Source organism: Clostridium fallax (assembly GCF_900129365.1).
GTDB lineage: Bacteria > Bacillota > Clostridia > Clostridiales > Clostridiaceae > Clostridium_AH > Clostridium_AH fallax.
This window is the reverse complement of the sequence record NZ_FQVM01000001.1, coordinates 263470-284068: the sequence shown is the minus strand read 5'-3', so window position 1 is coordinate 284068 and position 20599 is coordinate 263470. Positions and strand designations below refer to the sequence as shown.

Below are 20599 nucleotides of genomic sequence, written 5' to 3'. Positions count from 1 at the left end.
AAATAATAACCAAGTATAAAAATAATTTTGGTAGTATATTTTAGGAGGATTTTTTTATGTACAAAAGAAAATTTAAAAATACTTTAATTTCTATGTCTGCAATTACTCTATGTTTTCCATCCCCTTTAGTCTTTGCTTTAGAAAAGGAGAACTTTTCTCCAGAGGAGCTTATAGAATTTGCAAGAAATTCTAAGGATTTATATCATTATAATAAGGCTTATGCTTCTATTATGGCGGAGCCTAATAATCCTAAGTATTATGAAAGGCTTTCCCTTCTTGCTCCTTTAAGAGATGAGATTTTAGGATTTTCTTCAATGATGGATATTATAGCGGAGATTCAAGATGTGGTTCAAAAAAATGAATCTATAGAGCAGTATAATTCTGTGGTTTTAAAGGTTAGGGCACTTTATAACGAAGATAAAATTTCTATGGTAGATAAAGAATATTTAGATGCTGAGCTTGACTATTGGACAAGATCTCCTATATTTCAAAAGCAATCTCATTTGCCATTAATTATAGATTGGGCAATGGAGGCTTCATCATTTTTAGAGGAAGGAAAAGTTAGGGAAGCAAGAAAACTTATAAATAAAGCTCATGATCTTTTATATGGAGAAAATAACTTAAATTATTTAAATAGAGAATATTTAAAAAAAGATACCTTATTTCCAATAGAGAGTAAAATAAATGAAGTAGAAAAAATTACTCCTTTAGAAGTTATTGAAATAAAAGCTTTAAATTCTAGAGAGATAAAAGTATCTTTTGATGATTCAGTGGATAAAGAATCTGCCTTAGATTTAACTAACTATATATTTACAATAGATGGTAATACATATAGTAGTGAAAATGGAAATATAGAAGATTTAATAGATTACAATAATATAACCTTTAATAATGATGATAATTATATAATATTTCCTTTATATAAAGATAAAAATTCTAATAGTATGCTACGTAATGGTTCAAAATATATTGTAGATGTAAAAAATGGAATTTATTCTTTAGATAAAAGTAAAAGAGTTAATATGTATAAGGGGGAAGAGCAGCAGTTTATAGATACTGAAAAACCAAAGGTATTATCTTCAAAACTTACCACAAGTTATAATGCTAATAGAGATAAAGAGCTTAAGATTTCATTTAATAAACCTATTAAATCTATTGATGCTATAAAAGTAGATGGAATTACCTTATATGATTCTTCTAATAAAAATATAGATACAAAGCTTAAATATATAGAAAAAGCAGGAGATTATTCTGTAATAGTTCAATATGGATCTACAGATAATGATGCTTTTAAGGAAGGAAAGCTTATATATGATTTAATAAAAAAGGGAATTCATAACGTAACTCTTTATAAGGTTTCTGATGAGGTCTACCCATTAGCTAATATATCTAATATTTTAAATGTAGAATATGAAATTAAAAATGATGAAATCCCCTTTGTTAAAGAATTAAAACCTTCAAATGATAATGAGAGAGCATTTAATATAATATTTAGTGATAATATAGATATAAATACTATTAAGAATAATTTAAAGATAGAGAAGAATTATTTAAAACTTGATGGAGAAAATGGTACACCTAAATTTACTATAACCTCAGTAAGAGATTTAGATGAAGATATTAATGGGTATAATAAGGATTATTCTAAAGAATTTACTGTAGAATTTTTAAGTGATTATAATCTTCCATATAAGCTTTTTGATGATTATGAAAATACTATAAAACTTTCAGTAAAATTAGGAAATTATTATAATATAGAAGGGGTTTTAGGAAGATATTATGAAGGAGAAGTAACTTTATCAAAAAATACCGCAACTCCAAGGATAAATTTTAAAAATTGTGGGTTGTGTGATGAAGGTATAATAATAGAGTTTAATAAAGATATAAAGGATTTAGATCCTTCTAAAATTATGGTCACAGATAAAGATGGTATACATAGGGCTATAGATTATAAAAACACTAAAATAATAGATGATTCATATGATAACAAAGGTTATGAAAAAAACAGATCTTTATTTATTAATCTTGAGGGTTTTGAAGGTAAAAGTATCTTTAAAGAATATCAAGATAAGGCTCCTTATAAGATTATTTTTAAAAGAGGTGCAGTTAAGGCTTCTAGTTTTATAGAACATATTTTAAATAATGAAGAAACAATTATAATAGATAAGTATAAGTATATATCTCCAGTGGTACTTGGAGTTTCTGATATTTATACTGATTATGAAAAACCTAGTATAATAAACGGTAGTGTGGTTAATAAGATAACTATAGATTACAAATATGAGATGGATAAATCAGCCTGTGACTTATTTAATTATAGTTTAGAAGGAAATAGTTTTCCAGAAGGAACTACTATATCTATGGATAATTATGATAAAAAAGTTATAATAACTGTTCCAGAAGGTTTTATAAAAAATACTGGTTCTTATCTTTTAGAAATAAATGATAAAGTAAAAACTAAAGATGGAAGTTCAGTGGTTGGTGCTTTAAGTGACAACAGAAATTATACTAAGGTAATAACTTTAACAGACAATAAAAAACCTTCAATAGTTTCTGCTAAGTATTTAGTTAATAATTTAAATGATAAAACCTCTAATAAAATTAAAGTAGAATTTGATGAAAATCTTAAAGATTTAACTAATAATATAAATTCTATGAATAATAAAGATAACAATTACCTAGAGAATTTGCAAAATAGTTTAAAAGATGATTTAAATGTTCAAATTAATGGTTCTAATCTTACTATTAATAGTATTGATGATGAAATTATAGGTGATAATTTTTTAGAAATCACTCTTAATGAAAATATTTCTGTAAATCAAAATGGAATAGTATCTATTGTGCCTATAGGTAATAAAAATGAAGAAATATATATAAAAGATAGAGCTGGAAATATAGCAGCTATAACTTCAGGAAAGTTAGAAGGAAAGGTTTTAAAAAATTAATTTTATAAATTAAAAAGTGCAGATAACTTCTATTAAATTTAAGGTTATCTGCACTTTATTTATATAGATAATAAGATATTATATTATTAAAATTTTCTTTTAATGTTTAATCTAAAATAGAATTATTTATCATCTTTAAATTCTAATTTTATTATATAATATTACATATTCATTAAAATATATTGTAATTTATTTTTATATTAAATAATATTATTGTTGATCTTTTAAGCTAATTGTTATTTTACAATTTCTAAGTTCTTCTAAAGTAGCTGGAGTATCTTTTTTAGTTATTTCTATAGGAACTACTGTTACTCCATTTTCTTCTCCTTGAATCTTGTCTATCATTTTGACAAGTCTTGCAGCTCCGATTCCTTGAGGTGTCATAACAAGCTCTATTTTATTTAATTCTCTTGGCTTACTTGTTGTGTTGAATATGTACATTGGAATAATTCCTTTGTCTTCTCTTTCAAACAAATTTCCAGCCTCTATAGTGAAGGTATCTTTTTCTAAAGGAGATGTTTTTTCTACATATTCTTCAATAACTTTTCTTTCAAAATCATTAAAGGAATTATCTACTTTTTTCAAAGATGGTTTTGAAGTTTCTATAGCTTTTATGTTATCTAAGAAGATTATGCTATATCCTCTTATAGTTTCTTTTGCTAATTCTTCTGTCATTGGAAACTTTAATATTATTGGAATAGCTTCATGATCTTTTATTAATCCTAACTTATTTAAATCAGGTTGAATTTTTGATTTAACTTCTCCCTTAGAAGTTAAGGCTATTGGTATATTTGTTAGGTTTACTGGTAATTTAACTGTACTTCTTATAATAACACAAGCTTCATAACAGTCTTCATGTTTATATAAATATATAGGATTTATTTTTAATGTATTTGGTTTCATATCAGGAAGTTTTTTAAGTTCTTTTTCTATTATTTTAGCTTGCATCTTACTAAATTTAAATTCATCACTTATATGTAAATTAAATTTATGACTCATAACTAAACTCCTTTCAGTTTCACTTTTATAATGATTATTATATCATAAAGCTATTAAATTTCTAATATTAAAGAAAAATCTTTTGATTTGATAATATTTTAAAAGAATAATTAATTTGCCTTTTATAAAATAAATAATTTTAATAATAATTTATTGTTAATATTTTGTATGTTTCTATTTAGTTAAAAGTGTTCTTAAATATAAGAACATTTAAAGATAAATTATATTTGGCTTTAGATATTAGCTTTGTTTATACTATTTATATAAATATTCAAAATTACTTAAATATCTATTTAGGAGGATAATATGGAGTTTTTAAGAGTTATTTCTATAATTATGGTAGTTGTTATACATGTAGCTGCTCCTATATTTTATAAAAATATCAATATATTAGGTAATAGATTTATATTAGTTGATATATTGGATAGCTTTTCAAGAGTATCTGTCCCTATATTTTTATTTATAAGTGGAAGATACTTAGTAGGAAAGAAGGAAAGGATAAAAGATTTTTATAAAAAGAGAATGAAAAGGATTGGTCCAGCTTTTATATTTTTTACTATAATATATGCTTTTCTTAATTACTATATGTTTAGAGATATTAATAGATTGATTAAGGATATTTTTAAAGGGGATACCTATTATCAAATGTGGTATCTATATATGATAACTGTTTTGTATTTAGTTACTCCAGCTATATGGTTTTTTAGAGATAAGGGAAAGAGGTATCTAAATATAATTAGTATTATTTCTTTATCAATTGGAATTATACAATGTTTTTTAAAGATAGAAGTTTTATGGTGTTTTCAGTTTAGTTATTATATTGGATATTATATATTAGGCTATACTCTTAAAGATATTAAAATAATAAAATTAAAAAGATATATATGCTTTTTAGGATACTTTTTACTATCTATAGTTACTGCTTATTTAACATATAAAACTTGCAATACAAATTATAAGTTATGCTTTTTTAATTACTTAAGTCCTTTTACTATATTAGCATCTATTTTATTTTATATTACTTTTAAAGATGTAAATATTAAATATAATAAGTTTATTAATTTTATATCTAAGGAATCTTTTGGTATATATTTAATACATCCACTTATTTTATATGTGATAGATAAATACATAATTATAAATAATATATTTTTTAACATATCTTTTAGATTTATTTTATGTTTTCTTATATCCTTAATTATAATTTTTTTTACAAAAATAGTATTAAATCTAAAAAAATCCTTAATATTTTAAAAATCTAATTGCAAAAAGATATTAAAATAATAATAACTTAAAATTTATGTCGAAAATATTATAAAAATATATTTAACTGTGTACAAATTACTAAAAAAAGTATATAATTATAATAAAATTATGCAATGTACTTAAAAAATTCAAAATAAATTACATTAAAATGTAATAATGAATCGAATGTTATCATTTTTGTAATTTTATAGTACATTTTTAAAATTACATATTATTAGGGGGAAACATGAGTAAAAAAGTAAAAAAAATTATAACGATGGTATCGGCTTTTGCTATAGTAGCTAATTTTTTGGTAGGTTCTTCTATTGCTAAAGCAGCAAGTAATGATGTGGAGGATTGGATAAACTCTGCAGTAACTCAGAAGACTTTTTACCATTATAATATGGCTTATGCTAAGGCACTAAAAATTGAAGATCCATATAAGAGGGATCAATATTTAAACAAACTTATTCCAGTTGTTAATGATGTATGGAATAATGAAATTGGGGTTTTTGTTAAGGATTTAGAAGAGCTTACAAAGAGTAAAAGTGCAAGACTTTATGATGATTTAGAAGCGAGAATGAATAAGTCTACATTAAATAATGTAGATAAACAATATCTTTTAAATGAACTTTGTACATGGGGAAGAAAACTTATTTGGAGTGATGATTATAGATTAGCATTAGATTCATTACTTTTAGCTTGGCAAAGTAAATCAAATATTGATATAGAAAATGCTGATAAACTTATAGAAAATATAGAAAATCCTTTAAATAAGGAATACTTAAAAGATGAGCTACAAAAAATAAAGAATATAGCATATGTAGATGCTAAAGAAGTTGAAGAAAATAAAGTTAAACCTAAAGAAAATTTAGATTTAATAGAAGAGAATAATAAAAAAGATTTAGTAGAGAAGAAAGAAGAAATAAAAGAAAAAGATTTAAATAAAGATAAACAGGATAAAGAAGAATCAAAAAGAAAAGACTTAAACAAAGGTATAGTAGAAAATAATAAAGGGTCACAAATAGGTTTACAAGACAAAAAAGAAGAACCTAAAAAAGAAATAAAAAAAGAAAATAACATAAATGAAAATAGAATACATGAAGATAAACATGATTCTAATGAAGATAAAGAACCTATAGATGTTTTAGAAAAGAAAGAAAAAGAAGAGGAAAAGGAAGTAGAGAAGGTAAAAGACAATCAAGTAGAGGATGAAAGAAATATAGAAAATCCAATTGATGATAAAGCCCAAATAGAAGAAGAACACAAAGCTCAAGATGATGAATTAGAGGAAGAAAAAGAAGTTAATGAAGAGCGTTTCGAAGACTATTATTATGGCAATAAAAAAGGTGAAGATACTTTTATAGTTAATGATGAAAATCAAGATATAACCATAAATAAAAAAGATTATAAAGGAAGTCTTACTATACATTCTAAAGGACATAATGTCAATTTAGATGGAGTTAGGGTAAATGGCGATCTTATTATAGAAGCTAACGGAGGAAATGAACAAATAACATTATCTAATATAAAAAGCAATGGATGTGTTCGTGTTAGAAATTGTGGCGCTAGTTTTAATGGTGAAAATTTAGAAGTAAGTAGCTTAATTTTAAGTAATAGAAGTACTAATATAGATTCTAATATAAATATAAATAATATTTATTGTAGAACTTTAGAATTAATATTTGAAGATGGACAACCTAATGTTACCCTTGGAGGAGATAATAATGATATTGAAGCTTTAGGTATATTTAGTCCAGCTAAAATACAATCAAATATTAATGAAGGCTTTATAAGAGAGATACAAGTTGATATAAATAAAAATGTAAAAAGAGAAAAAAATGTAGAGATAAAAGGGGATGTTAATCATTCAATGCTTCAAACATATAGAGTAGATAAATTATCCTTAGAAGGTATTTTTGGAATACTAAAAGTATCTGAAAAGACTATAGTAGATATAAAATCACCTTCTTCTTTTGATATCTTAGATATAGACAGTGAAGGTGTAGATTTAAAATCAGATAATGGAGATATAGTAAGCTTTTTAACAAATAATGTTAAAGATATTTTCATTAAAGAAGGAATTGTAAATGATTCTGCATCTCAAGCTAAAAATATTTTAGAAAACAATCGTCATTATGATGAAGACTAAATAAATAATAAACTATTAAATAATAAGGCTATCTTTAACTATAGAAATAATTTCTGTAATTAAAGATAGTTTTTTATTTTATATAGAATTTAACAAGTAATATTTATTTAAATATAACAAAAATAATTGAAGAAATATGTATTTATTTACGATAAGTAATGAGAAATCGAATTTAAAAAATAACATAGGTAATCTTAACATTAACATAGTAAACTTCAAATAAATTAAATTGAATTTTAAAAAAATTATATAAAATTTAGAAAAATAATATATTGGATAATAGTATAAAAATATCAATTAAAGATTATTTTTTATAGTTTTTAGGATATTTAATATAAATTTAAGGAGGATTAAAATGAGTAAAAGTGCTAGAAAATTAATAACTATGATTACAGCCTTTTCCATAGCGGCAAACTTTTTAATAAGTACACCTACAGTAAAAGCTGCAAGTAAAAATAATGTAGAGGATTGGATTCATTCTGCATTAACGCAAAAGACTTTTTATCATTATAATATGGCTTATGCTGCTATATTAAAAGTTGATAATATCAGTGAAAGGGACAAGTATCTTTGTGAGTTAGCTCCAGCAGTAAAGGATGTATGGTCTGATGAAATAGGATATTTTGTAAGTGAACTAGATAAATTAAGCAAAAATAAAAGTGCTAAGCTTTATGATGAATTAGAAGCAAAAATAAATAACTCATCATTAAATAATGTAGATAAGCAATATCTTCTAAATGAGCTTTGTACTTGGGGAAGAAAGCTTATTTGGACAGAGGATTATAGAATTGCCCTAGACTCATTACTTGTTACATGGAAAAGCAAATCAGAAAAGGATATAAAAGCTACAAGTGATCTTATAGAAATGATAAAGAATCCTTTAAATAAAGAATATCTACAAGGGGAATTAGAAAAAATTAAGACTATTAAAGAGTCTGATAGTGAAAAAGAAGTACAAGTTGTAGAAGAAACTGAAAATATAGATAACATAGATGAAAAAGATGTAACTTTAGGAAAGAATACATATAAAAAAGATCTTATTATATATACTAAAGGTCACGATGTTCATTTAAATGGAACAAATGTAGATGGAAATTTAATAATTGAAGGTACTGGTGCAGAAAAAGAAGTCAACTTAGATGGTGTAACTGTAAAGGGCGATGTTTTAATAAAGAATTGTGGTAAAAGTTTTAAAATATCTAACTGTAATTTAGGAAATGTTACATTAACAGATAAAGTGTCTGGTGATAAGGAGAATGGTAAATATCCTTTAGTTCGTGGAAATTTCTTAAATATAGAACCAGAAATATACTTAAGTAATAACATAATAAAATATTTAAATATAGATTACATAAAATATGAACCAACAGTTTCTTTTGAGGGAACTAGAACTGCTATTGATATAGTTGATATTAGTAGTGCTACTAGAATTAAGACAAGTATTGTGAACGAAACTGTAAATATAAAAAATTTAAATGTTAATATAAGAGAAACAACTTCAATCAAAAAATCTGTAGATATGTATGGTAACTTTTCACTAACTAAAGTTACTATAATTAATGCAAGTTCTTTAAATATAAATGGAAATTTCAATTATGTAGAAGTTAATAGTGAAACTATAGTTAATATACAAAAAACATCTAAAGTTAAAGATTTAGTTATAAATAATAATGATGTGAAATTAAAAACTGGAGATTCTAATAATACTAAAGATTTAGCAAAAGTTATTGATAAGGTTACAGTAAAAGAAGGAGTTAATAACGAACAAGCTAAAGAAATAAAAAAATTAGAAGATGCTAAAAAGGAAGAAAATAAAAAAGAACCGTCAAAAGTTGAACCTAATAGGAAACATAATGGTAGTTCATCAAAAGACAAAGTAGAACCTAAGCCAAATCCAGAAAAAGTTGAAGAAAAGAAGGATGAAGTTAAAAAGGACGAAAAACCAAAGGAAAATCCAGTAGTAAAACCAAAAGATGAACCTAAACCAGTTGTAAAGCCTGAAGAAGTTAAACCAAAAGAAGATCCTGTGGTAAAACCAGAAAATCCAAAAACAAAGGAAGATGAAAAGGTAGACTCAAATAAACCTAAGCCATCAGAAAAACCACAAGAATCTGAAGGTGAAAAGAAGAATACAGAACCATCAGTATTAAATGAAGTGCCTGTAATTGAAGCTAAAGATGTGGAAATAAATGAAGGCGATATATTTAACGAAAAGTCTGGATTAATAAAAGCTATAGATAAAGAAGATAAGGATTTAACATCTAAGGTAACAGTTAAAGAAAATACAGTAAATGCAAAAAAAGCTGGAGTTTATAAAGTTGTTTATGAAGTAAAAGATAGCAAGGGAGCAGCAGTAACCAAAGAAATAAAAGTTACAGTAAAAGAAGCTCCTAAAAAAGAAGATAAAGATACTTCATTAGATATAACTGATAAAAAAGATAGTGATACTTCAAAAGAAGATGATTTAAATAAAACTAAGCCATCAGTAGAGCCAGAAGATTCAGTTAAAGAAAAGGATAAGGTTTCTTCTGAAACTAATCCAGTATCACCAGAAAAGGATAAAGAAAAAGAAGATGTTTCTTCAACTCCTTCAGACAAAGATAAGATAAAAACTGAAGATGGTAAGGATACTAGTATAGAAGATAAAAAGGAAGAAAAGCCAGATACTGTAGAACCTAAAAAGGATGAAGTAATTCCTTCAGTATTAAATGAAGTTCCAGTAATTGAAGCTAAAGATGTAGAAATAAAAGAAGGAGATACTTTTGATGAAAAGTCTGGATTAATAAAAGCTACAGATAAAGAAGATAAGGATTTAACATCTAAAGTAACAGTTAAAGAAAACACAGTAAATGCAAAAAAAGCTGGAGTTTATAAGGTTGTTTACGAAGTAAAAGATAGCAAAGGAGCAGCAGTAACAAAGGAAATAAAGGTTACAGTAAAGGCTGTAGTAAAACCAACATTATTAAATGAAGTGCCAGTAATTGAAGCTAAGGATGTAGAAATAGAACAAGGAGATAACTTCAATGAAAAATCTGGACTAATAAGTGCAACAGATAAAGAAGATAAGGACTTAACATCTAAAGTAACAGTTAAAGAAAATACAGTAAATTCAAAAGAGGCTGGAGTTTATAAGGTTGTTTACGAAGTAAAAGATAGTAATGGAGCAACAGTGACAAAGGAAATAAAAGTTACAGTAAATGCAAAAAATGAAGTTCCAGTGATTGAGGCTAAAGATGTAGAAATAAAAGAAGGAGATGCTTTTGATGAAAAGGCTGGACTAATAAGTGCAACAGATAAAGAAGATAAGGACCTAACATCTAAAGTAACAGTTAAAGAAAATACAGTAAATGCAAAAAAAGCTGGAGTTTATAAGGTCGTTTATGAAGTAAAGGATAGCAAGGGAGCAATAGTAACAAAAGAAATAAAAGTTACAGTAAAAGCTAAAACTCCAAATGGACCTATAGTTATAAATTCAGAATCAGAATTTTATAATGCTTTAAAAGAAGGATTAGAAAGATTTGATGATAAAATAATATTAAAAGTTACTAATTATAATTCTAAAACATACGATTTAAATATTATAAATAAGATACTTATAGAAAATCCAACAATATCTTATGGATACAATGGATGTAGTGCTAGTATACAAGGTTATCCAGGTAGCGCAGAACAAACATTAACTATAAGTGTAAAATATGCTAAAGATAAAGATACAATGATTAGACATAAAAGAGAGGCAGAGGCAGAAGCGGATAGAGTTATTGCAAAAGTAATAAAGCCAGGTATGAATGATTTTCAAAAGGAATTAGCATTACACGATTATTTAGTTGAAAGTGCAGAATATGATACAGCTCATGTAAATGATAAGCCAGTTCGTCCAGAAGATCATAATCCATATGGAATTTTGGTAGAAAAAACTGGTGTATGTGAAAGTTATGCAAAAGCATTTTCTTTATTATTAAATAAAGCAAGAATAGAAAATAAATATGTTACAGGATATGGATCTCATGGTGATGGTACAGGAGAAAGACATGGATGGTCAATGGTTAAACTTGATGGTGAATGGTACTGTGTAGATGTTACTTGGGATGATCCAATTTACTCAGGTCATACAAAACCAATGTTACCAATATCACATAAATACTTTAACTTAACAGATGCAGAAATGGGAAAAGATCATAGAATAGAAGCAGAACCTGGAGTTACATATCCAAGTGCTACAGGAACTAAATATTCATTTACAAATATGATAGAAAATATAGAAGAAAAAGATGATGAGGGAAATGTATTTAAAGCTGTAAAATCTTTAGAAGAACTAGACAATCTTTTAAGAGAAGCTTTAAATTCTAGAAAAGGGACTTTAAGTATTAAACAAGTAGGAATGAATATGAGTCAACAAGAACTTATTAATGAATCAGGTAAAATTGCAAGAGAATTAAATTTAAGAGTATCATTAGGAATAAAGTCAATGAATGATGGTAAATATGCACAATATAGCTTTAAATTCTAATTAAAAAAAGGAGTTATCTCAACTTTGAGATAACTCTTTTTATTTAAAATTTAATTTTTAATAAGTTCCCTTAATGTAGCATTAACAGCTATATCCTTAGCTAAAGGAGCATAGTGAGTATCAGAAGAATAATATAACTTAGCACTTGGATTTTTCTTTAATTCTTCTTTATATAGGCTATATATATCAGGAGCTTTTACCCCTTTTTCATTTAAAGCCTTGGTAAGCCTTGGAATAAAATTATCATATTGCATAGGATACATAGCATTTTCACAATATAAAGAATATTTATTTGGAATTATTAAGAAAATTAAATCTATATTATATTTTTCTTTTAATTGATTTTTTAAGTAATTTATATTATTTGCTACTTCATTTATAAGAGCATCATCTTTTTGCTTTTTTGCAAAATTAGTTTCTTCATAATAGTAAAGATTTTTTGGATTATTTGAATATGTACCTATTCTTGAATCTAATTCATCGTATAAAGAAAATCTAAAAGTTTTTCCTAATTTATAAAATGGCTCAGTGAAAACAGAATTATATGCAAAGTACTCTAAATTACTTTGAGGTAAAAATTCTCTTACTGGATTTAAAAATTTTGCTAATTTTATATTTAAAGGATCTTCTTTATTTATTGGTATATTAGTATCATTAGGAACAATTTTTTCTTTAACATTTGTAAAGTCTTCAGTATAACGAACACTTCTTTCTATAACATATCTTTCTACAGATTCTAAGATTAGTATTTTTTCTTTCCCTTTTATGTAATTTGTTTCTTCAAAATATTGAAGTGGATTATCATTATAAGTTTGAAAAACTTGTCTATTTAAATTATATAGACTCTCTTTTGATTTTTCCTCTAAAAGGTCTGGAAATATAGGGCTATCATAATTAGCTGTAAAGAAAGAATCACCCATTGTTATAAGTTTTGCATCTCCTAAGGAGTTTGTTTCTGGTTTTATAGGTGTAAGGGAGATATTTTCTTTAAAATTATCCAATTTACTAAATCCATATAAATCTCCATGATAGTAGTTTGAAAAAGATGCACTTAGAAAGTGCCTTCCAAAATCTTTAAAATGAACACATATAAATATGAATGAAAATACAACTACTAATGAGGAAATTATTAATTTTTTTAATATACTTTTCATTTTTTCCCCTCCTTAGAAGTTAAAGTATATAAAGCTACTTTCACTTGGATTTCCTAAACATAATATTCCTAATAACATAATTGTATAAATAATTATATTTACTATTAGTGGAAGCTTTATAGATTTTTCTTTTATATAATCAAGTATAAATATAAATATTATAAGTATAAAAAATGTTATCAGTTGTTTTGAAGTTATTATATTTAATAAGTAATGTAAATTTAATGGTTTTATATGTCTAAAAAGATTTTTACAAATATATAAACCATCACTCATAGTATTTGCTCTAAAGAAAATCCATGCAAAGTTTGCTAATAAATAAGTAATTATTATTTGTATTAATTTTGGAGCTGATTTTTTATTCGGAAAAAGTTTATGAATCACTAAAGAAAAGCTTTGATAAAATCCATGTAAAAATCCCCAAAGAATAAAGGTCCAGTTGGCTCCGTGCCATAGACCACTAACGGTAAATACAACAAGTCTATTAAAACATCCTCTTAAAGTAGAAACTTTTTTTCCTCCTAAAGGAATATATACATAATCTCTAAACCAAAAGGATAAAGATATATGCCATCTTCTCCAAAATTCTCTTATGCTTTTTGAAAAATAAGGATTATTAAAGTTGTCCATAATTTTTAATCCAAGCATTTGAGAGAAGCCCTTTGCCATTAAGCTATATCCATTAAAATCTGTATAAAGCTGAAGTCCAAATAATAATGTAGCCAAGATTAATGGATAACCTTTATATTGGGAAGGATTATTATAAATAGCATCTACAAAAACGCCAAATTTATCTGCTACTGCAACTTTTAAAAATAAACCTTCTATAACTAGCTTTAGCCCATCAAAAACTAAATCAAAATTTAAAGTGATTTTCTTTTTTAATTGGGGAAGAAAATCTATAGCTCTTTCTATAGGACCAGAAAGAATAGTTCCAAAAAAGCTTACGAAAATAAGAAGATGGCCTAGGTGCTTTTCGGCCTTTAATTTCCCCTTATAAACATCTACCAAATAAGATATAACTTGAAGAGTATAAAAACTTATACCTATAGGTGCTATTAATGTTTTTATTTTATTATCTATAGTAAATCCTAAGCTTTTTAAAAGAAAGTTTGAGTATTTAAAATAAATAAGAACAAATAAAAATGATAAAATACTTATACCAGTAAATATTTTTTTATATTTAGGATTTTTGATTTTTTCTATAATTATTGCTGCTATATATGTACTAATAGATGTAATAAGTATTGTTAACACATGACTTGGCATAGCAATTATATAAAAATAATAGTTAAATAAAAGTAATAATACCCATTTCCATTTTTTACTTATATAATATAAAGGAAAAAACGTGAAGAATATAGTAAAAAACATCATAGAGTTTAAAGTCAATAAAATCACTCCTTTTCTTCAAATACTTCTGATTTTATCATAATATAACCTTTATATCTATAAAAGACTATTATCTTTAATTTTTGCTTATATAGTTTAAAAAATATGGATTTTATAAATTTACTTATAGATTAAATTAATATTATTTCTAAAAAAAAACAATATATGATAAAATAAATATAGATTTTTTATAAAAATATAAAGAAAATACAAATAATAAGGAGAGTAATTATGAAGTTTAATAAGTGGGATTTACTTATTATGATTCCTTTTTTGTTTCCTTTAACTTTAATGGAAAACTATAAGTTTTTTTACATACCCTTTTTTATAATACTTTTAAAGAACATATATCTTTGTTATAAAAAGTCTATAAGTATAGAGGAACTTTTAATAGTTATGGCTATTTATTCTATACTTATAAGTGACAACTTTATTATAATTGGTTTTGTAGGACTTTTAGGAATTTATTATTTTATACAAATAATATTGAAAAAGAGAAAATTAGATTTTAAAGATAAAACCTTTACTAGAATGATAATTATATTAGGAATTTATTTGGTTTTTAATATTATAGTTAACAGAGTTCCTCTTCCTAATGTAATTTTATTTTTTATGTATAATATAGTTTTTATGGCTATACCAGTAATGTTTAAATTTTTAGATGTAGACTGTTATAAAACAATAGATAAAACTATTAATACAGCACTAATTTCTCAAATGATAGCAGTAGTTTTAGTTGTAATTTTAAATTTTGGTGTAGTTTTATCTAATCTCTTCGGAGATTGGTCTATAGGAACTTTAGGAGTTAGCCAAGGAGTTCAACTTTTCAATTTATTTATTTTTGGATCTATTAAGTTTTTTGCATATTTTAATAAAACTAAAGAAAAAAAATATCTTGGAGGGTTTATAATCTGTGTACTTTTTTCTTTAAGTACAGTAACTTTAGCTAATACTATGTTATTCTTTTTAGCTTTAGGTATATATGTTATATTATTTATTTCATCACCTAAATTTAAAATTTTATTTTTAGGAATAATAGTAGCATTAGTTGGAACCTTTTGGTTTACTTCTCACCCTTGGGTTAGAGAACAGATGAAAGACACACTTTTTAATTCAGAATTTAGAAATGAAAGAATAAAGAAATTAAAAACTTATGAAGATACATATATTAAGCTTCCTCAAAAAGACCTAAAGGCAGCAGCTATAGGAGTTGGAGCAGGATATTATTCATCAAGATCTGCATTAACAGTTAGTGGATATTACACTACTTGGTATAATAAGGACAGGTTTCCTACATACGTTAATAAATATGCTAGAAAATATATAAGACCTAGAATATATCAAAGAATGGGACTTTCTATAGTAGATCAACCAACTTCTCAGTATATATCTATTATGGGAGAGTTTGGATATATAGGAGTTATACTTTTTGCAGTAGCTTTAATATTACTTTTATTTAAGAGTAATAGATATAACGGACTAACATTAATTTATTTTGCTATAACTTTAAGCTTAGATAATTATATGGAGTATCCTAAAATTGCACTTATGTTTTGGATTACATATTTTTTAATAGAGCAAACGGGGTGTTTTAATGAGTAAGATATATTTTTTAAATTGGCATAATAATCACAAAGGAAATTATGGCCCTACTCAAATTTTTAATAATTTAACTAAGAATTTAGAAAAGGACAAAGATATAGAAATTCTTTGTCCTGAAACTTTTAATGGTAGTTTTAATGACTTGATTAAGGAGATATTTTTTAAATATTTACCTAAAAAAGATAAATCTATTTTTGTGGTAAATGGAGAAGGTTTAAAATTGCCTTTTTTTATGCTTTTATTTTCTAAAATTTTTAGAAAACATGAATACTTCTTAATGTATCATGGACTAAGGGAGGAAGAGGATAAATATAGTGGTATATCATCACCTAAATATTATTATTTAGAAAGAAATATATTGAAAAATTTTCCAAATATTATTTGTGTGTCTTCATTCTTAAGGAATTTAATTATTTCAAGATGCAAAAGAAGTAAGAAGACATATGTAATAAATAGTGGAGTAAATTATAGTTCTATAGATAAAAAATCTTTAGAGGATAATCATGATATTAAATTAACTAAAGAATTTAAATTTATAATTTCTGGTGGAATAAAAAAGGTAAAAGGAATAGATAAAGCTATAAATATGATAAAAGCTATAAATTCTTCTCAAAATGAATTTATAGCTATATTAGATATTTATGGTGGATATGATGATGAGGCTTACTATAAAGATATATTAAACTCTATAGATAAAAATAGTTATATAAACTATAAAGGAGAGGTACCTAAAGAGATAATTAATTCCTTATATAAAGATTATGATTTTTTAGTGGCTTTATCCAACTTTGATAGTTATAATATGACTGTTTTAGAGAGTGTATCTTCTGGAACACCAGTAATTATTTCTGACAATATTGGAGCTTGCGATGTTATAAAAGATAATAATTTAGGTTGTATATTAAAATCTTCAGATATTACTTCTGAAAACTTTGTAGATATTATAAATTTATTACAAGAAATATACAGAAATAAAGATAAATATAGTATAATGATTAATGAATGTTTAAAGGCTGGTAAAAAATACGACTGGAATATAGTTAAAAATAGTTACATAAATCTATTCACAAAGGTTAAGGAAGGAAGGTAAATTTTGATTAACATATTATATCTACATGTAGGCGCTGAATTATATGGTGCTGATGTTATTCTTTTAGAGCTTGTTAAGAATCTAGACAAAACTAAATATAAACCTTATGTAGTACTTCCTTGTGATGGCCCTTTAGCTGTTAAAATGAGAGAAAATGGGATAGATGTTTCTATTATTAATTATCCTATATTAAGAAGGCAATATTTTAACTTAAAGGGTATATTTCAGTATATGAGAGAGTTTAGGTCTTCTATAAAGAAGCTAGAAAAATTTTGCAAGGAAAAGAATATAAATTTAATTCATAGCAATACTGTTGCTGTACTTGAAGGAGCTTCTTTATGGAAAAAGTTAAAAATAAAACATATTTGGCATGTTCATGAAATGTTAGATAAACCTAAAATTATATATAAAGCTTTAGGCAAGATAATGTCAAAAAGATGTGATAAGGTGTTGGTAGTATCCAATGCAGTTAAAAATCATTGGGAAAAGACAGGATATTTTAAAGACGAAATTTTTGAAGTTATACATAACGGAATTGATTTAAATAAATTTAATCCTAATAACGATATCAATTATCTAAAAAAAGAATTTAAAATAAAGGATAATGAAAAAGTTGTAGGATTTATAGGTAGGATAAATGCTATAAAGGGTCAAGAGGTTTTCTTTAAAGCAATGGAAGAGGTTATGAGAAATACATATAATGTAAAAGCATTAATTGTAGGGGATGCTTTTGAAGGGCAAGAATGGAGAGTTAAGGATTTAAAAGAAAAGATAAATAATAGCGAATTTAAAGATAGATTTATTTATTCGTCTTTTAGAACAGATAATGCAAATATTCATTGTCTTTTAGATGTATTTGTACTTTCATCTATATCTTATGATTCTTTTCCTACAGTAGTTTTAGAAGCAATGGCTTCTAAAAATCCTGTGGTATCCTTTAAAAGCGGAGGAGTTACAGAGATGATAACTCATGGTAAAACTGGATACTTTGCAGAGTTTGGAGATAAAGATGACCTTGCAAATTATATATATAAGTTAGTAACTAATGATGATCTTCGAAAAAATATGGGTGAAGCGGCTTATAAGGTTGTAACTGACAATTTTACTTCACAAATATTTAAAGAAAGAATACACGATTTTTATTATAAATTAATGAGTAGGAGTGAAAAGAGTGAGTCTAGTAGATAAGATTTTTGGAGACTACAGTAAGAAAGAAGTTAAAAAAGTAGAAAAAATAGCAGACAAAATAATAGCCTTAGATGAAAAGATTTCTGTTTTATCTGATGAGGAACTTAGAGGTAAAACTGATGAATTTAAAAATAGACTTAAAAATGGAGAAACTTTAGAAGATATTTTAGTTGAAGCTTATGCGGTTTTAAGAGAAGCTTCTTTTAGAGTATTAGGAATGAAACATTATAAGGTTCAGCTAATAGGAGGGATTGTACTTCACCAAGGAAGAATAGCGGAAATGAAAACTGGTGAGGGAAAAACTTTAGTAGCTACATTACCAACATATTTAAATGGATTAACAGGAAAGGGTTCACATGTAATAACTGTTAATGACTATCTAGCTGAAAGAGATAGAAATCAAATGAATAAAGTATATGAATTTTTAGGATTAACTTCTGGTGTTATACTTCAAGGTATGGAGCCTGGTGAAAGAAGAGATAATTATAATTGTGATATAACTTACGGAACTAATTCAGAATTCGGATTTGACTATTTAAGAGATAATATGGTTCAAAGTATGGAAGAAAAAGTCCAAAGGGGACTTAATTTTTGTGTTATAGATGAAGTTGATTCAATACTTATAGATGAAGCTAGAACTCCTCTTATAATATCAGGTGCTGGAAAGCAAGTTTCAAAGCTTTATAATATAGCAGATTATTTTGTAAAAGGATTAAGGGAAGAAGAGGATTTTACAATTGATGAAAAGGCTAAGGTTTGTCTGTTAACAGAACAAGGCGTTGAGAAAGCAGAAAAATATTATAAAATAGAAAATTATTCTGACTTAGAAAACTTTGATATACAGCATTATACTTTCCAAGCCCTTAAGGCTAATTATGTAATGAGACGTGAAAAAGATTATATAATAAAGGAAGGTAAAGTTTTTATAGTTGACGAGTTTACTGGTAGAGTAATGGATGGTAGAAGATTTTCAGATGGACTTCATGAAGCTATTGAAGCTAAAGAAGGAGTTAAAATTGAAGGTCAAAACCAAACTATGGCAACTATAACTTATCAAAATTTCTTTAAAATGTATAATAAGATGTCTGGAATGACTGGTACTGGTTATTCAGAAGAAAAAGAATTTAGAGATATTTATGATGTAGATGTTGTGGTAATTCCAACAAATAAACCTATTGCAAGAATAGATAGAGATGATATAGTTTATCAAACAGAATATGAAAAGTTTAATGCAGTAGTTAAAGATATAATAGAAACAAATAAAAAAGGACAACCAGTTTTAGTAGGTACATCTTCAGTAGAAAAATCAGAAACATTATCATTTATGTTAAAAAGGGAAGGAATAACTCACCAAGTATTAAATGCTAAGCATCATGCAAAGGAAGCTGAAATTGTTGCTAGGGCAGGACAAAAAGGTGCAGTTACAATAGCTACTAATATGGCAGGTAGAGGTACAGATATAATTTTAGGTGAAGGAGTTAAAAAGCTAGGTGGACTTAAAGTTATAGGTACTGATAGACATGACTCTGTAAGAATTGATAATCAGTTAAGAGGTCGTTCAGGACGTCAAGGGGATGTAGGCGAGTCTGTTTTTTATGTTTCATTAGAAGATGAGATAGTTCAGCTTCATGCACCAGAAAAATATAAGAATTTAATTGAAAAATATGAAGGTGAAGAAGATAAACCTGTAAATGAAAACTTTGCAAAAAAGGTTGCAAGAATTGCACAGAGTAATGTAGAGGTAGATAATCTTGAAGCAAGAAAAAATCTTATAAAATTTGATAATGTAATAAATAGGCAAAGGGAAGTAATTTATAGCCAAAGAGACAGAATATTAGAGGGAATAGATGGTTATGATCAACTAATTCAAATGGCAGATGGTGTAATAGAAACTTCTGTTATTAAGCATTTAGATGATTCAGTTTATGATTATAATGAAGAAGAATACACTAAAGTTTTAAATAAAATGATAGAGTATTTCCAAAATATGTTCTTATTAAATTTAGATGTTGATATAAAGGATTTAAAAAATATGGCAAGAGAAGATGTCATAGAAGAATATAAAAAGGAATTCCTAAAAAGTGTAGATGAGAAGAAAGAAATTTTAGGAGAAGGATTTAATGATTTAGTTAAGAACGTAATGCTTAAAGTTGTTGATAGTAATTGGATAAATCATTTAGATAGAATGGAAAATTTAAAACAATATATTGTTTTAAGAAGCTACAAACAACAAGATCCTGTTAGTTCTTATCAATTAGAAGGGTCAGAGCTTTTCTTTGAAACTATAGATAATATTAAGTTTGATATAGTAAAATATTTTTC

10 protein-coding genes and 1 pseudogene are annotated in these 20599 nt (G+C 25.5%); 8 read left to right on the top strand and 3 right to left on the bottom strand.

Annotated elements, in window-relative coordinates; genetic code table 11:
* Positions 1–56: 56 nt before the first annotated feature.
* A complete protein-coding gene (locus BUA70_RS01245; RefSeq protein WP_072892403.1) occupies positions 57–2945 on the top strand; it encodes a hypothetical protein in 2889 nt (962 codons plus the stop codon).
* Between the two features lie 210 nt (positions 2946–3155).
* On the opposite strand, the gene BUA70_RS01240 is transcribed toward BUA70_RS01245, so the two are convergent.
* Entirely contained in the window at positions 3156–3944 is a 789-nt protein-coding gene (locus BUA70_RS01240; protein ID WP_072892402.1) for an SLAP domain-containing protein, read from the bottom strand.
* A gap of 306 nt (positions 3945–4250) precedes the next feature.
* On the opposite strand from BUA70_RS01240, the gene BUA70_RS01235 reads away from it, so the two are divergent.
* The 3 genes from BUA70_RS01235 (at position 4251) to BUA70_RS12890 (ending at position 11851) form a co-directional block, all read left to right on the top strand.
* On the top strand, positions 4251–5198 hold the full coding sequence (locus tag BUA70_RS01235; RefSeq protein WP_072892401.1) for an acyltransferase: 948 nt from the start codon (positions 4251–4253) through the stop codon (positions 5196–5198).
* A 238-nt stretch (positions 5199–5436) separates the two neighbouring features.
* A complete protein-coding gene (locus BUA70_RS01230) occupies positions 5437–7341 on the top strand; it encodes a hypothetical protein (protein WP_072892400.1) in 1905 nt (634 codons plus the stop codon).
* Positions 7342–7696: 355 nt separating this feature from the next.
* Positions 7697–11851 carry an immunoglobulin-like domain-containing protein gene (locus tag BUA70_RS12890; protein WP_083573420.1) on the top strand — a complete coding sequence of 1385 codons (4155 nt, stop codon included), beginning with the start codon at positions 7697–7699 and terminating at the stop codon, positions 11849–11851.
* A 50-nt stretch (positions 11852–11901) separates the two neighbouring features.
* Here the strand turns inward: BUA70_RS12890 and BUA70_RS01195 are convergent, their stop codons facing one another.
* Positions 11902–13005 carry an alginate O-acetyltransferase AlgX-related protein gene (locus BUA70_RS01195; protein WP_072892399.1) on the bottom strand — a complete coding sequence of 368 codons (1104 nt, stop codon included), beginning with the start codon at positions 13003–13005 and terminating at the stop codon, positions 11902–11904.
* Positions 13006–13017: 12 nt separating this feature from the next.
* Positions 13018–14397 carry an MBOAT family O-acyltransferase gene (locus BUA70_RS01190; protein ID WP_083573419.1) on the bottom strand — a complete coding sequence of 460 codons (1380 nt, stop codon included), beginning with the start codon at positions 14395–14397 and terminating at the stop codon, positions 13018–13020.
* Positions 14398–14628: 231 nt separating this feature from the next.
* Here BUA70_RS01190 and BUA70_RS01185 point away from each other — a divergent pair, with 231 nt between their 5' ends.
* The 4 genes and pseudogenes from BUA70_RS01185 to secA all read left to right on the top strand — a co-directional run.
* Complete coding sequence (locus BUA70_RS01185; protein ID WP_072892398.1) at positions 14629–15999, top strand: hypothetical protein; 1371 nt, start codon at positions 14629–14631, stop codon at positions 15997–15999.
* A complete protein-coding gene (locus BUA70_RS01180; RefSeq protein ID WP_072892397.1) occupies positions 15992–17089 on the top strand; it encodes a glycosyltransferase family 4 protein in 1098 nt (365 codons plus the stop codon). Before BUA70_RS01185 ends, BUA70_RS01180 begins: the two co-directional genes overlap by 8 nt.
* 3 nt (positions 17090–17092) lie before the next feature.
* On the top strand, positions 17093–18277 hold the full coding sequence (locus tag BUA70_RS01175; RefSeq protein ID WP_072892396.1) for a glycosyltransferase family 4 protein: 1185 nt from the start codon (positions 17093–17095) through the stop codon (positions 18275–18277).
* A pseudogene (gene secA / locus BUA70_RS01170) lies at positions 18261–20594 on the top strand (preprotein translocase subunit SecA); the annotation flags it as partial. The gene BUA70_RS01175 and the pseudogene secA, both read left to right, overlap by 17 nt.
* Positions 20595–20599: the final 5 nt, after the last annotated feature.

Bases quoted from the DNA above. Each gene is read 5' to 3' on its own strand.
- BUA70_RS01245 (WP_072892403.1), top strand. From the start codon at position 57: ATGTACAAAAGAAAATTTAAAAATACTTTAATTTCTATGTCTGCAATT.
- BUA70_RS01240 (WP_072892402.1), bottom strand. From the start codon at position 3,944: ATGAGTCATAAATTTAATTTACATATAAGTGATGAATTTAAATTTAGT.
- BUA70_RS01235 (WP_072892401.1), top strand. From the start codon at position 4,251: ATGGAGTTTTTAAGAGTTATTTCTATAATTATGGTAGTTGTTATACAT.
- BUA70_RS01230 (WP_072892400.1), top strand. From the start codon at position 5,437: ATGAGTAAAAAAGTAAAAAAAATTATAACGATGGTATCGGCTTTTGCT.
- BUA70_RS12890 (WP_083573420.1), top strand. From the start codon at position 7,697: ATGAGTAAAAGTGCTAGAAAATTAATAACTATGATTACAGCCTTTTCC.
- BUA70_RS01195 (WP_072892399.1), bottom strand. From the start codon at position 13,005: ATGAAAAGTATATTAAAAAAATTAATAATTTCCTCATTAGTAGTTGTA.
- BUA70_RS01185 (WP_072892398.1), top strand. From the start codon at position 14,629: ATGAAGTTTAATAAGTGGGATTTACTTATTATGATTCCTTTTTTGTTT.
- BUA70_RS01180 (WP_072892397.1), top strand. From the start codon at position 15,992: ATGAGTAAGATATATTTTTTAAATTGGCATAATAATCACAAAGGAAAT.